Consider the following 13,510-nt stretch of genomic DNA (forward strand, 5'->3'; position numbering starts at 1 on the left):
GGCTAGGGGCTAGATCCCCGGCTAGACTTGATCTGTCGGACATTCCGGTTCGTTTTCCCATATGAGTTGCGCCTCTTTCTTTCCTCGGTGTTGACTACGCCGTGATGCAGGCTTAAGGCCATTGTTCTGGTTCAGATGATCACGGTTTCGTGACCCTTTTTCGGAATAATGTTCGTTTGAGCGCAAGTGTTGTGGAGCCGCTAACGAAGAATCATGCAGTGCAGAGTTTTTCGGCGTGACCGCGACGTACCGCTGCGCCGACGATCGCCTCTGTCCCAAATTGCAGATCAAGGTTCTGATTGCGACGACGGGGTTGTAGAGCCGGTAAAGTGTTGCCAGTAAACGGCTACCGGTGAAAGCATTTACAGTATCCATTTTGAACGGGATCGCCGCGGCGGATCCGAGCGCAAGCAGCGCCGCGAAGACTGCAACTGCATCGACGGCCGCCCGTGACCCTAAGCCCCCACCGTCGGGCAGGAGGATCAGCGGCACATACGACACAGCCAGGATAACTAGACCGGCACTCAAGCTACCCCGACAACCCCACCCGTCGAAGAACCATCGCGCGATGCGCAACTGGCCGGCAACGACCACCACACCTGAAATGGCGAACACGACGGTGACAAAACAGCTTTGGAACCACAGTGTCGGTGCCGCCACTTGCAGAGGCAGGGCAAGGTGGCCCTGAAAGGTCACTACATACGAACCTATCATCGCGGCGAAGAGCAGCAAAGACCGGTTGGCTAGGACGATCCGCCAATCCTGCACAACCGATGTAGATCTCGGCGCCTGCTCGCTCTGCTGAAGTAGCAATCGCGCAATTCCTGCCGAATAGCTGCCGGCAGCCACCGGGCACACCACCGCATCGATTCCACCGAGCTGGACGAGCAATCCAAAATCCAACGATTGATAATCGACAACGTTGTCAAAGTTGGTGTACTGAAACGGAATCCATGCACCGTGTTCGGTGGCCAACGACTGCACGACCCGATCTTTGCGGGCTTGCTCCCATCCACCAACCGGGCGCAGTGCGTCGACGAGGACAACGTCGGCGCCGTAGGCAGCAAGCATCCGGCGAATGGTCGGTCCCATCATCCCGGTATCGATGACAACCGCTACCGGACCCACGCACACCTGGCCCGCTAGAACCAGTCCCAAACCTAGTCTGCCGCCGGTGAACTCCGCGGTCCGCGCTTCAGACAGCAACCCGCCGCGGGCGCGCGCCTTATCGACCATGTGCGTGGCAAGGACTTCCTTCATGCTGCCACCTGGGTTAAAGCACTCAAGCTTCGCCCAGAAACCGCGGTCCGGAATGCTCTGGGACGCCGAGATCTTCAGCACCAAAGCGTGTCCCACCAAGACACCAGGCGCCCATAGGTGGCAGGCCTGCGCGGCCAGTAGAAGCGCCCCGATGGCGGTAAGAGGTGGACCTTTTGCAAGATTATTGTCAGTGCGAACAACGTCAGTCATTTGATCGTCACTTCCATCAACGCGCGAGGCGCGACAATTGGTAAGAAGCGTTCACCGGCCGGCGACGCGAAGCGCAGCGGCCTGACGGTGACTGATCAGCGACGAGACAAGCAGAGCCGAGTCAACAGATCTCGACCGGCGCAACGCACTGCAAGCACAGTGGGCGGACCCCGCCCCGGCGCCGCCGCGGGATAAGCCAACCACCCCGCCCCCCCAACTGGGCTGACTGCGGCGCCGAAACTCGCCAACGCGGCCACGGACGGTGTCAAGGCGACGGCCATGAACTGGTCGTGGTGGTGTGTCGACGAATCTCTTCTTGCGTGTGCATGGTCTGGGGGTAGCTGATCCCTGACCACTTGCGACGATTCAAGCGAAGTTGCCGCTTCACCGGCAACGATTTCCAGATCCGTTGAGTTAGTTCTACTTTCGTGGTGGTGTGCGCCACCGATTACCATCCACAATATCAACCATACTGCGGCTGTTACCGCGACCAAACGGGATCGCGGCATTGTCGGATCGGCAACGTCGATTCTCATAACAACCCCGAAGCTAGCACCGCACGGGAACGATGTCGTCGGCAAAAGCCTTGCTGGGACAATATGTTCCCGACTTGACACGACTCGTTCAGCGCTTGCTCACCACCAGCTCACTTAACGAACCAGATCGAGCGTTAACCCGCGCCGGTTTGGCTGCTTTGCATGATCTCGGTTCGGTTGCGTCAACGGTCCGTCAATTCGTACTTCTCGCCTTCGGGCGCCACACGGCAATCGATGGCCGACGATATGGCGCGGTCACAGCAGCGCCCCCGGTGTCGCCATCAATGTCCAGTGCGCCGAACCGCCGCAAGATCCTCACCAGCTCACCCAGCATCGGCGCCAGCCACATGCCAGCCGGCATGTCCAGCACGGCCTAGTAAAGGCCCCGGTGCAACGCTGGCGTTCACCCACCGTCAATCCCATCGTCTGGGCCTGCTGCGCCGCACCGGTTTCGCCGCTTCAACACGCCACTTCGCGGGCAGCATTTCTCTTTGGGACAACGAAGGGGGCACGCGGGCATTGTTGGTGAGTCAACGCGCCGGGTTGACTGGTGCCGCCTTGACTGCGAAGATAACGTTCGCATAAACCTCGGTAGGTGAGGCGTCTGCACGGATATAGGCCACTGACCTCGAACGTCGAGAGACGCCCCGGGTCAGGACAGCTCTTCCCGGCTTAAGGGTTGAGCCCAAGTGGCTTCCGGCTCAACCGGATACGCCGTGTGGTGCCAAAGCTCTGACGAGAGGGGTGCCGCGCCCGGCTGAATCGCCGGGTCGCCTTACCCCGGTGTGCGACTGTTGGCACCCCCGTGTGCCCTGGCCGTGAGGAGGTGAGAGCGAGATGAATCGCGGTGATAGTCCCTATCCGAGTCCGATGAGCATTTCGTTCGGATCCGGCCCAGGCACCGTTTCCACTATCTGAATCGGCTTGCGCCGCTTCGGTTAACACTCGCCCGCGTCCGCTTCGTGGACGCGTGTTGTTGTGGCGTGCCCTGACACGACCACAGCCGCAGCCTTAATCTGCATTCCCTTGAGGAGAAGTCCGATGTCTTTTGTGACCGCACAACCAGAAATACTGGCGGCAACGGCCAATGATTTGCGCAATATCGGCTTAGGGCTCGCCGCCCAGAACGCGGCCGCATCTACGCCTACGACAGGCGTGATTCCTGCAGCGGCCGATGAGGTTTCGGCGCTCACCGCGACCCAGTTCGTTGCGCACGCGCAGCTGTATCAAGTGGTGAGCGCACAAGCCGCAGCAGTTTCTGACCTGTTCGTGCGGACCTTAGCGGCCAGCGCCGTTTCGTACGCCGCCACCGAGGCCCTCAACACGACCGCGGCCGGCTAAAGGAAGTGTGTCCAATGACTGTCATGATCGATTTCGGCGCGTTGCCGCCGGAAATCAATTCCGCAAGAATGTATTCCGGCGCGGGCTCAGCGCCGATGCTTAGCGCCGCCGCCGCCTGGGACACGCTGGCCGCTGAATTGCGTTCGGCGGCAACCTCCTACAGCTCGACGATCTCAGGATTGACCAGCGAAGGCTGGCGCGGCCCGGCATCGATATCGATGGCGGCCGCCGCAGCACCTCTTGTCGCCTGGATGAACACGACCGGGATGCAGGCTGAACAAACCGCCACCCAGGCCACCGCAGCCGCGGATGCCTATGAGACCGCGTACTCGATGACGGTGCCCCCACCGGTCATCGCGGCCAATCGTAGCCTTTTGAGCGCGTTGGTCGCGACCAACGTTTTGGGGCAGAACACGCCGGCGATCGCGACCACCGAGGCTCACTACGGCGAAATGTGGGCCCAGGACGCTGCCGCAATGTACGGCTACGCCGCCGCTTCGGCGGCCGCCTCGAAGGTGACGCCATTCACCGGTCCACAACAGACAACCAATGCGGCGGGGCTGACCGGGCAGGCCGCGGCGGTCAGCCAGGCCACTGCTACCTCGACAGGCACGAGCACGCAGACTGCACTGTCACAGCTGACCTCCACGGTACCCACAAAGTTGCAGAGCCTCGCGGCACCCGCGTCGTCTTCGTCGTCGACGTCGGGACTTTCGGAAATCCTTGGCCAACTGCCTCAGTCTGGGTCTGGGAATCCGCAGCTCGACGACTTCTGGAACCAGTGGGGGCCCAACGCGAACATCTGGAACACCATCTTCTCGTCCGGGTTCTACACACCCAGTAACACATTGGGTGCCTTCACGAGTTTGCTGGGCGCCGGCGCAGCCGGGGGCGCGGCGGGAAACGCGATCGGAGAAGCTGTCACAACCGGCCCCCTCGGAGGCCTATTGGGTCTGGCGAGCCTGGGCTCTGGCGGCGGCGCATCGGCGGCCCTGGGTCAAGCCGCATCAATCGGCCCGTTATCGGTGCCCGCGAGCTGGACCGCCCTAGCCCCACCCCCGAGCTCTCTTGCCTCAGGGCTGGGCGGCACGCCCCTCACCGCGGCTCCGGCAGGTGTGATACCCATGATGCCCGGCATGCCGATGGCGAACACGGCCGGAAGCCACATAGCCAGTGCTCCCAAATACGGGCTCCGGCTCACCGTAATGGCCCGCTCACCCATCGCCGGATAGCAGATACGGGGATCGGCTGCGAGCCTCAGTTCGACGGCCCCAACCGCATAAGCAGTTCGGCCACGATTCACCGCTTATGTGGCACTCGATGATTTCTAGATAAGGAGACATTCAGATGACTACGCGTTTTACGACCGACCCGCACGAGATGCGCTCGATGGCAGGGCGTTTCGAAGTGCACGCCCGAACCGTGGAGGACGAGGCCCGCAAGATCTGGGCGTCCTCGCAAAACATCGCCGGCGCCGGCTGGAGCGGTAGCGCTCAAGCCACCTCCTACGACACCGTGAGCCAGATGAACACCGCCTTTCGCAATATCGTCACCATGCTGCACGGGGTGCGCGACAACCTGATTCGTGACGCCAGCAACTACGAGGACCAAGAACAGGCCTCTCAGCAGATCCTGGGCAACTAACCGCTTTGCACCCGTGAGGAGAACACCGATGACGATCAACTACCAGTTCGGCGACGTCGACGCCCACGGTGCGCTGATCCGCACCCAAGCCGCCACCCTAGAGGCTGAGCATCAGGCCATCATTCGCGATGTGCTTGCCGCCGGCGACTTCTGGGGCGGCGCGGGCTCACTGGCCTGCCAGGAGTTCATCACCCAATTGGGCCGCAACTTCCAGGTGATCTACGAGCAGGCCAACGCTCACGGCTCCAAAGTACAAACGGCCGGTTCCCACATGGCCAACACCGACAGCGCCGTGGGCTCCAGCTGGTCCTAACCCCAAGCGCGGCAGCCGTATTGCCGCTCCCGTGCTACACCACCCACCACTGATTTACACGTTGCGCCAAGGAGAGATCCATGAACAAACCGGCGACCGAGATCCGACGACCGCTCCGCCTGCTCGGACTGCTGAAGACACCCGGCGGCCACGTTGCCCGCCCTCCCACGAGGTCGCCGCGTTGCTCGCCCGGATCCGTGCCGACGACGCCGACGACGCGGCCTTCATTTTGCGCCAGTCCCACCCGGCGCCGTGTTCTGGAATTGATGCCCGCACCCCAGCGCTCCCACGGTGATCGCCCTTGTTGGGATTCAAACCCGCACAGCGCAGGCCGTTTGATGAACCTCGACATCGTCTCCTGCGAAACATGGGCGTCTGCAGCTGCACGTCCTCCACGAGTGCGGGCGGCTGGCCGGCGTGGTCTCAGTGATCGCACTTTGCAATCGAACATTGCGGATGCGGTTGCGACACTGATGGATTCGAATCCCATCTTGGTGACTCCCGATGCCGATCTGATCGATGCCGCGGTATTGATAGCCGACTACAACTTACACACCATTTCGGTCGTCGATGACGAGGGTCAGGCGCTGGGGGTGGTGACCGTCGATGCCGTGCTCAGGCCACCATTCCCGACGACTGGCGCTAGCGAGCGCCCGGGCCACGCCTGGTTCGCGAAGACCTGACCTCGATGAGCAGCGAAGAAGGAGACTGGCTATGACACTCTTGGACCGCCCCACTTCCGACACAGTGTTGGCGGCGCCGCACGGCACCGCGGTGCTGGACAGCGCACACGTCGGCGACATCGAAGGTGCGCTGGGCCGAATCGGCCTCGGCGACACCGCCCGTCCGCGTAGCCTGAAAATCCGCCTAGCCACCATGCTGGCGATCATCGGGCCCGGCTTGATCGTGATGGTCGGCGACAACGACGCCGGAGGCGTCTCGACCTACGTGCAGGCCGGACAGAACTACGGCTACAGCCTGCTGTGGGTGCTGGTGTTGTTGATCCCGGTGCTGATTGTTAACCAGGAGATGGTGGTCCGGCTCGGTGCGGTCACCGGGGTCGGACACGCGCGGTTGATCAATGAGCGGTTCGGCCGCGGCTGGGGCTGGTTTTCCGTGGGTGACCTGTTCCTGCTGAACTTTCTGACCCTGGTCACCGAATTCATTGGCATCACCCTGGCGGCCGACTACATCGGCATCCCCCGATATGTGGTCGTCCCGCTGGCCGCGATCGCGCTGATCACCATCATGGCCACCGGCAGCTTCCAGCGCTGGGAACGCGCGATGCTCGCGTTCATCGCGATCACGCTGCTGCAAATCCCAATGTTGTTGATGTCCCATCCAGATGCGGGGCGCGCCGCCAAATCGTTTGTCATCCCGGGCATGCGTGGCGGAGTCACCTCGGACGCGGTGCTGTTGATCATCGCGATGGTCGGCACCACGGTGGCCCCGTGGCAGCTGTTCTTTCAGCAGTCCAACATTGTCGACAAGCGCATCACGCCGCGTTTCATCGGCTACGAGCGCGCCGACACCACACTGGGTGCCTTCGTCGTGGTGATCGGTGCGGCGGCGTTGATCATGACCGGCGACTGGGCCGCGCGGGCCACCAACAGCCGTGGGCGCTTCGCCGACGCCGGCACGGTTGCGCACCTGCTCGGCCAAATCAACACCACCCTCGGGTCGGTGTTCGCGATCGTGTTGCTCGACGCCTCCATCATTGGGGCGGCTGCGGTGACCCTGGCCAGCAGCTATGCCTTCGGGGATGTACTCGGGCTCAAGCATTCCCTGCACCGTGGCTTCGGTGACGCCAAGCCATTCTACCTGTCCTACACCGGAATGGTCGTGATCGCCGCAGCGATCGTGCTAATCCCCGGGGCGCCGTTGGGGTTGATCACGACCGGCGTGCAAGCGCTGGCCGGGTTGCTGCTGCCCAGCGCGACTGTCTTTTTGGTGCTGTTGTGCAACGACCGGGAAGTCTTAGGCCCGTGGGTGAACCGGCCGTGGCTCAACGTAACGTCAGGGCTCATCGTCAGCGTGCTGTTGCTACTCTCGGGCATACTCATGGCCACGACCGTATTCCCCCGCCTCGACATCGTCTCACTCGCCGCCGACCTCACCGTCGGTATCGCCCTATGCGCCGCAACCGTTTTCGGTGTGCTGCGGTGGTATGGTCGCCAGCGCCCGAAACAACAATGGCCTGACCAGCCCCCCTTTGACCTGGCCACAGCCCAACGGGCCACCTGGCGAATGCCGCCGTTGACCTCGTTGAAACCGGTGTCCTGGTCGGCCGGAACTCGGCTAGGCATGCTGGCCTTGCGTGGCTACCTCGTAGTCGGGGCGATTTTGCTCGTGGCCAAAGCCATCCAACTCGGTAGCACCTGACGACGACCGTGCGCGTCGGACGCAGCAGCTCACTTAGTGGCCTCGCCAGCGCGAGTGAACTTCACCCAAACGCCCTCCCACGCACTTGTGACCGCAGCTTCACCGAGCAGACCTGCTTGCTAACTCTGTCGCCGCGCAACCAGGTCTGGGCAACAAGACCTTGGCGCGTGTCGGCTGAGCGGGCTCGATCGAACAGTTGTCGGTGCCGTCCAAGCTGGACCGCGAGCGCCCCGCCAATGAACGCGCAGGCTTGAGCGGTGGGAAACATCTGAAGATTCCTCGCCGGCGGGTCGCGATCGATGGCATTGCTGGGATGCCGCTTAGACATCCTGGGGCCGGCCCATCGGGGTCCGTCAGATTACGGTGTAAGCGGCATCTTCGGTAGGTGTTTCACTTTCCGGCATGCGGTCGGCGAAGCAGATCGCGAAGGCGTTCACTGCCAATCTTGAACGCATGTCCATCGCTTCTGTCCCGTCCCGGTCAGGTGCAGTGACCGCGTGATTAAGTAGAGGTATTCGAGTGCAGCCTGCTTGGTCGGGAAGCGGGAAGTGTCCGCGGACACGGATGGCCCAGCCGCGCTCAAAAAGCGGCGCGGTGTCCGTGGGCCACTCGAACGGCGTTGCGCTGAACTGGATCTCGGCGCAAATGGTTGGGACGTCGTCGCGTTATCCGGCAAACGGGGGGCGCGCCATCACCGTCGGGCGGATCCCGTAGCGCGGACCGGTGCCGCCCGAACTTCCGCCGATACCCGCCAGCGGCATGCCGCCGAGCAGGTTTCCGGGCGCTGATGTGTCCGGGGTGGTGATGAAGCGGCTGACCGGAATCGACGATGCCCCCGACGTGACCGCCGGGGGCGCGGCGGACCACGCGGGCGGTACGGACAGCCCACCGACCGGTGCGGCGGAAGCCAAAGTTGCCGAGATGGCGCCGCCGCCACCGGTCAGGCCGCGCAGCGAGGCGCCGACGGTGGGCAGGGCCGCGGCGGCTTTGGCTCCCTCGCTGGCGGCTTTGGCGGCGGGTGCTAGTGCCTTGCCGAGTGATTGAAAGTGCGTTGTCATGCCGGTAGCGCGATACATCATTGCGAGGGTGTTTTGGGTGGGGCTGGCATATTGGGACCACAGGCTCACGAATTCGTTCTGTTTTAACGCGTCTGAGATCGGTGTTGTGGATGCGGTTGATGAGCTAGGTGATGCGAGGCTTTGCAGTGCGGAGGGTGTGGAGGATAACAGTTGCGACTGCGTAGCCTGCGTGCTCGTGCCGGCCGGTGTGCCGGCGGCTCGGGTGACCGCGGCGCCCTGCATGGCCTGTCCGGCGGGGTTGGTGGTTTGGGCCGGCTCGGTGAATGGCGTGACTTCGGCAGTGGGTGCGGTGTGGGCGGCGTAGCCGTACATCGTGGCGGCGTCTTGGGCCCACATTTCGCCGTATTGGGCCTCGAGTTGGGTGATCAGTGGGATGTTTTGGCCGAGGACATTGGTGGAGATCGCCTGGGCGAGCAGGGTGCGGTTCGTTTCGATCAGTGGTGGGGGCACCGTGGCGGCGAACGCGGTCTCGTAAGCGCCCGCCGCGGCTCTGGCTGATGTGGCGGCCTGTTCGGCTTGCGCGGCGCTGGTCCGCATCCATACCAGATAGGGTTGGGCGGCCTCGGCCATTTGGGCTGATGCCGGGCCCATCCACCCTTCGCTGGTCAGTTGTGTGATGACGGTGTCGTAGGCGGTGGCTGCGGAGTCCAGCTCGGCGGCCAGCATGTTCCATGCCCATGCCGCGGCCATCATCGATGCCGAACCGGGGCCGGAATACATGCGCGCAGAATTGAATTCAGGGGGTAGTGCTCCGAAATCCAGCACGTAGTCAGCCTCCTTAGCTGGCCGCGGCGGCGTTGATGGCTTCGGTGGCCGCATAGGAACCGGCGCCGAGGTGCAGCATTTTCACGAAGCTGTCGTGAATCATCGTGGCTTGGGCGCAGACGGTCTGATACATCTGGGCGTGCGTGGCGAACTGCGCCGCGATCAGGACCGAAACCTCGTCGGCCGCCGCGGGAACCACGCCCGTCGTCGGCGCCGATGCCGCGGCATTCTGCGCGGCCAGCGCCGAACCGATCACGGCCAATTTGCTGGCTGCTGCGGATAACACTTCGGGTTGGGTGGTCACGAACGACACTGTGATCTCTCTCCTCGCTGGATCTCGTTTCAGCGGCCGCTAAAGCCGCTCCCCAGCGAGGTTAAGTGCTGCGCGATCAATAGTGTATTGCCAAAGACTAATGTTCATCGTCAGTTAGATTCAGTTCAGAGTCGTGAACTGTCGCGTACATATATGTTCTTAGAATCATATATGTGCATCATCGTCCACTCATGAGAGATGGCGGCCGCGGTCGACGAACGGCTTCGCGTTCGTGACTTCCTCGCCGACGGTGTCGGCTGCGCTGGACGGTAGCCACGCACACGTATCTGACCACAGTTTCGGGCGGCGTTGGTGTGCGTGCGACAGCCGTCGACAAGCCGAGGGGACCACTTAGTGGATTACGGGGCGCTTCCGCCGGAGGTCAACTCCGGGCGGATGTATGTCGGCGCGGGTTCGGGGCCGATGCTGGCCGCGGCGGCAGCCTGGGATGGGGTGGCCATCGATCTGTACAGCGCGGCCGCCTCCTACAGTTCGTTGATCGCCGAGCTCACCGGCGTGTGGAGGGGTCCGGCGTCGGCGACGATGGCCAGCGCTTCGGCCCCGTATACCGCGTGGCTGACTGCGACGGCTGCGCAGGCCGAGCAGACGGCCGTCCAGGCGAAGGCCGCTGTGGGAGCGTACGAGGCGGCGTTCGCGATGACGGTTCCGCCGCCGGTGATCGCGGCCAACCGCGCGCAACTGATGACGTTGATCGCGACGAACTTCTTCGGCCAGAATTTGCCGGCGATTGCGGCTACCGAGGCCCAGTACGCCGAGATGTGGGCCCAGGACGCGGCGGCGATGTATGGCTACGCCGCGGCGTCGGCCGGCGCCTCAGCACTGCCCACCTTCGATCAGTCGCCGCCGACCACCAACCCGGCGGGCCAGGCCGGTCAAGCCGCCGCCGTCGCCCACGCCGCCGATACAAGTGCACAACCCAGCGCGTCCATCTCCGGGCTAGCAAACCTCAAATCAGTCTCGACCGGATTACTGAATGCATCGACTACGTCATCCGGATCGTCCAAACCGGTGGCCTGGAAAGACTGGGTAAAAATGTATACCAGCGACCTTGGCATCCTATATTACCAACTGGGCGACTATGACCACTTTATGAAGCTCTGGCTAGGTGGGAGGCCGGCCGCCGTCAGCAAAGGAACTCAGGCCGCGGCGGCCGCAGCCACCTTGCGCGGTGTGGGTGGAACCCTCGGCGGTGGCCCGACGCCCTCGGGCGCGTCTGTGTCGGCGGGTCTGGGCAGGGCGGGCACCGTCGGCCACTTGTCGGTGCCCCAGAGTTGGGCCGCCGCGGCACCGGCGACAAGCGCAGAAACAGCGCCGCCCGCGGTCAGCACCGTCAGCGCCGGCTCCGAGGCCAAAGCAGGGGGTTTGCTCCGCGGCATGCCGCTGACGGGCGCGGGCCGGGGTGCCGGCGGCAAGATCGTCGGACAGCGGTACGGGTTCCGTCCGATGGTGGTGGCACGCCACGTCGTCGGCGGATAGACGCCCAGGGTCCCGCGCTGGTCGAGGGGCGCCGAACGCGTGGTGTGGGCCTATTTGCCGGACGTGAACCAGGCGACCTTGGCTTGCCAAGATCGGGCGGATCCGTAGGCGAAACCGATGGCGCTCAGGCAGGCGCACAACCAGACGGGCAAGGCGATGTCGGTGCCCGCCCACGCGGTTCCAATTTGGATCACGCTGGCCGCCGCCCCGAATCCCGCCGAGATCAGATAGAGGTCGACGGTCGTCGTTGAGCGGGGATCCGTCCGCAGGATCAAAAGGATTCGCCCGGCGTAGGAGAGTAGATAGATCATCAGGGCGCCCAGGACCAGCCAGTAAGCCAGCAGCCAGAAGTCGGCGGGGGCCGCGAAGAAGTCGAGGTGATGGCCTTCGTCGGCGATGATGAACAGCGCCACCAGCAGCGGAACCGCAAGCCGCAGCGGGCGCGTGACGTGCTTGCGAAATAGTTCGCGCTCGTAGGTTTCGTCGACGAGGCGGATGAGCCCGTGCCGAATAATGGCCGTCACCGCGAAGATCCAGCAGATGTGACCGAGCAGATGTTGTATGTTCCACAGCCCCAAGACGCGATGCAGTGGCGGCCCGAGCGCGGCCGCGGCCCAATGCGACATCAACAGCACGGCGCAACCGTGCAGGGCGATGTTGCGGGTGGCGCCGGCCTCCCACCGGGAGCGCCAGGTGTCGCGCCGGATCCACAGGCTGCACATCAGGGCCGCCAGGGTGACGATGATGAGTGCGGTCTTGATCATTCAAACGGTCCCGGCAGTGCCGCTCAGACGGGCGGACTGTTGGGATCGGGGCGAAGATCACGCAGCCGGGGCGGCCCGGCCTGGGACTCCACATACTCGGTAACCGAGTCGGAGTCGATCAAACCGAAGCGAACCTGCAGGTCAACCGGGTTCAACCCCAAATACTTGGCCGCCCTAATCAGGTTGTCCGCGGTGATTAGCCTGCCCTCACGAGCCGCCTTGTAGTACGCGGACTTGCGGTAGCCGAACGCTTCGTAGACCTCGGTAGCCGCCAAGGGCCGCCCGACCAGATACGGAAGCACCACCGCCGGGTCCTTCGCACTGTCGTCCACAATCAGGGACGATAGCGTCGTACGACGGACCTCGCAAAAGAAACGCGACCACGCCAATGTGGCGGGGCGATTGCGGTTCGCCTGCCTGCCAGCCTTAGCCACCCTGCCTGATTTCGACGTCGATGCCGCCGCCTGCTGCACCGCTCGGCGGTCATCAACATCGACCGCGAGTGTCCTACCGACTACGCGACCATGCCGCCGCCGAAGCCCCGCGCCGCGCCGCCACTGCGACCGGCACACTGACCGCAGCTCACGGCGGGGAATTCGACGAGCCCACCCCGGGGGCTTGCGACGAGCGCGATCAGCCAGCCGAATTGTGGCGGTTGTACCACGGATGTTCGCACAGTTCCTCGTCCGGAGCGGTTTCGAAGACGGTCTTGGTCCGCCTTAAGCAATCCGCCGGGCCGGTCACCACGCCGACCTCCCGAGCCTGGCGCACCAACTCCCTAGCCCAAGCGATCTCGAGTCGGTCGACCTCGCGGCTGCCGACGACATCAACGGCCGGCGCAGAGGCGGCCTCATCTTCAGGATTCTGCGTCAACTGCGCAGCCACGACAGTCTTGGTCTTGGTATCAGACGACCCCTCCGGCCCCACACACTGTGGCCGATAGCCATCTATACCTTTAATGCAATCCCGGACCTAGGGAACACGATCCGGGGTTCGCCCCGGGTTGGCCTTCGCCAAGACCCATTACATAGTGATATTGCGATGTATCTATGTTACGGTCGAATGAGTAGTAGGTGAAATGCGCCCGACAGGGCCGAACACGAGGAGGAATTTGATGTTTCCGCATGCGCTAGCGGCAAAGGCGGCCGCGACGGTGTTCACCGGCTTGGTGGGCGTGAGCGCTTATGAGTTGTTGCGGAAGGTGGCTGGTGGGGCGCCTGTGCGCCGGGCGACGGTCGCGGCCGCGGAGTTGAGTTTGCGAGGGACGCGTCGCGCGGAAGTGGCCGCGGAGTCGGCTCGGCTGAAGGCGGCCGACGTGGTCGCTGAGGCGCGTGAACGCATCGGTGAAGAGGCTTCCCCGCCGGCTGCGGCCGCGGTCCACGATCACGACCACTGATCGCTTAACG

The 13,510-nt window shown here is 63.6% G+C and carries 14 protein-coding genes, 2 pseudogenes and 1 riboswitch; of the genes and pseudogenes, 8 read left to right on the top strand and 8 right to left on the bottom strand.

Translation table 11 applies throughout. The annotated features are described in order from the left end of the window. Window positions 1-21: 21 nt before the first annotated feature. Both G6N26_RS07980 and lpqS read right to left on the bottom strand, forming a co-directional pair. Window positions 22-1,470, bottom strand: coding sequence for a pyridoxal-phosphate dependent enzyme (locus tag G6N26_RS07980; protein ID WP_081490133.1), 1,449 nt, complete (start codon window positions 1,468-1,470; stop codon window positions 22-24). A gap of 95 nt (window positions 1,471-1,565) precedes the next feature. Next, on the bottom strand, window positions 1,566-2,006 hold the full coding sequence (lpqS, locus tag G6N26_RS26655; protein ID WP_460015507.1) for a putative copper homeostasis (lipo)protein LpqS: 441 nt from the start codon (window positions 2,004-2,006) through the stop codon (window positions 1,566-1,568). A 580-nt stretch (window positions 2,007-2,586) separates the two neighbouring features. Next, window positions 2,587-2,757, top strand: a riboswitch (M-box (ykoK) riboswitch). A 290-nt stretch (window positions 2,758-3,047) separates the two neighbouring features. Between lpqS and G6N26_RS07985 the strand changes: the two genes are divergently transcribed. The 6 genes from G6N26_RS07985 (at window position 3,048) to G6N26_RS08010 (ending at window position 7,686) form a co-directional block, all read left to right on the top strand. Continuing rightward, window positions 3,048-3,347, top strand: a complete 300-nt coding sequence (locus G6N26_RS07985) for a PE family protein (RefSeq protein ID WP_014712361.1) — start codon at window positions 3,048-3,050, stop codon at window positions 3,345-3,347. A gap of 14 nt (window positions 3,348-3,361) precedes the next feature. Further along, on the top strand, window positions 3,362-4,579 hold the full coding sequence (locus G6N26_RS07990; protein WP_014712362.1) for a PPE family protein: 1,218 nt from the start codon (window positions 3,362-3,364) through the stop codon (window positions 4,577-4,579). 115 nt (window positions 4,580-4,694) lie between these two features. Further along, window positions 4,695-4,991, top strand: coding sequence for a WXG100 family type VII secretion target (locus G6N26_RS07995; RefSeq protein ID WP_014712363.1), 297 nt, complete (start codon window positions 4,695-4,697; stop codon window positions 4,989-4,991). Between the two features lie 28 nt (window positions 4,992-5,019). After that, complete coding sequence (locus G6N26_RS08000; protein WP_014712364.1) at window positions 5,020-5,304, top strand: WXG100 family type VII secretion target; 285 nt, start codon at window positions 5,020-5,022, stop codon at window positions 5,302-5,304. 338 nt (window positions 5,305-5,642) lie between these two features. Continuing rightward, window positions 5,643-5,987: a CBS domain-containing protein gene (locus G6N26_RS26105; protein ID WP_225520576.1), complete on the top strand. Its 345-nt coding sequence runs from the start codon at window positions 5,643-5,645 to the stop codon at window positions 5,985-5,987. A 31-nt stretch (window positions 5,988-6,018) separates the two neighbouring features. Further along, complete coding sequence (locus G6N26_RS08010; protein WP_014712365.1) at window positions 6,019-7,686, top strand: NRAMP family divalent metal transporter; 1,668 nt, start codon at window positions 6,019-6,021, stop codon at window positions 7,684-7,686. 353 nt (window positions 7,687-8,039) lie between these two features. Here G6N26_RS08010 and G6N26_RS08015 read toward each other — a convergent pair. From G6N26_RS08015 to G6N26_RS08025, 3 genes and pseudogenes are all read right to left on the bottom strand, one after another. Continuing rightward, window positions 8,040-8,227: pseudogene (locus G6N26_RS08015) on the bottom strand (hypothetical protein); the annotation flags it as partial. A 124-nt stretch (window positions 8,228-8,351) separates the two neighbouring features. Further along, complete coding sequence (locus tag G6N26_RS08020) at window positions 8,352-9,530, bottom strand: PPE family protein (protein WP_041298062.1); 1,179 nt, start codon at window positions 9,528-9,530, stop codon at window positions 8,352-8,354. A 13-nt stretch (window positions 9,531-9,543) separates the two neighbouring features. Further along, entirely contained in the window at window positions 9,544-9,843 is a 300-nt protein-coding gene (locus G6N26_RS08025) for a PE family protein (protein WP_014712367.1), read from the bottom strand. 354 nt (window positions 9,844-10,197) lie between these two features. On the opposite strand from G6N26_RS08025, the gene G6N26_RS08030 reads away from it, so the two are divergent. Continuing rightward, window positions 10,198-11,340, top strand: coding sequence for a PPE family protein (locus tag G6N26_RS08030; protein WP_014712368.1), 1,143 nt, complete (start codon window positions 10,198-10,200; stop codon window positions 11,338-11,340). 50 nt (window positions 11,341-11,390) lie between these two features. Here the strand turns inward: G6N26_RS08030 and G6N26_RS08035 are convergent, their stop codons facing one another. The 3 genes and pseudogenes from G6N26_RS08035 to G6N26_RS08050 form a co-directional block, all read right to left on the bottom strand. Continuing rightward, window positions 11,391-12,104 carry a hypothetical protein gene (locus G6N26_RS08035; protein WP_014712369.1) on the bottom strand — a complete coding sequence of 238 codons (714 nt, stop codon included), beginning with the start codon at window positions 12,102-12,104 and terminating at the stop codon, window positions 11,391-11,393. 23 nt (window positions 12,105-12,127) lie between these two features. Further along, window positions 12,128-12,436 carry a hypothetical protein gene (locus tag G6N26_RS08040; RefSeq protein ID WP_014712370.1) on the bottom strand — a complete coding sequence of 103 codons (309 nt, stop codon included), beginning with the start codon at window positions 12,434-12,436 and terminating at the stop codon, window positions 12,128-12,130. A gap of 304 nt (window positions 12,437-12,740) precedes the next feature. After that, a pseudogene (locus tag G6N26_RS08050) lies at window positions 12,741-13,031 on the bottom strand (hypothetical protein); the annotation flags it as partial. A 187-nt stretch (window positions 13,032-13,218) separates the two neighbouring features. On the opposite strand from G6N26_RS08050, the gene G6N26_RS08055 reads away from it, so the two are divergent. Continuing rightward, window positions 13,219-13,500: a DUF1490 family protein gene (locus tag G6N26_RS08055; RefSeq protein WP_014712372.1), complete on the top strand. Its 282-nt coding sequence runs from the start codon at window positions 13,219-13,221 to the stop codon at window positions 13,498-13,500. Window positions 13,501-13,510 lie beyond the last annotated feature (10 nt).

This window comes from Mycobacterium marseillense, assembly GCF_010731675.1.
Taxonomy (GTDB): Bacteria; Actinomycetota; Actinomycetes; order Mycobacteriales; family Mycobacteriaceae; genus Mycobacterium; species Mycobacterium marseillense.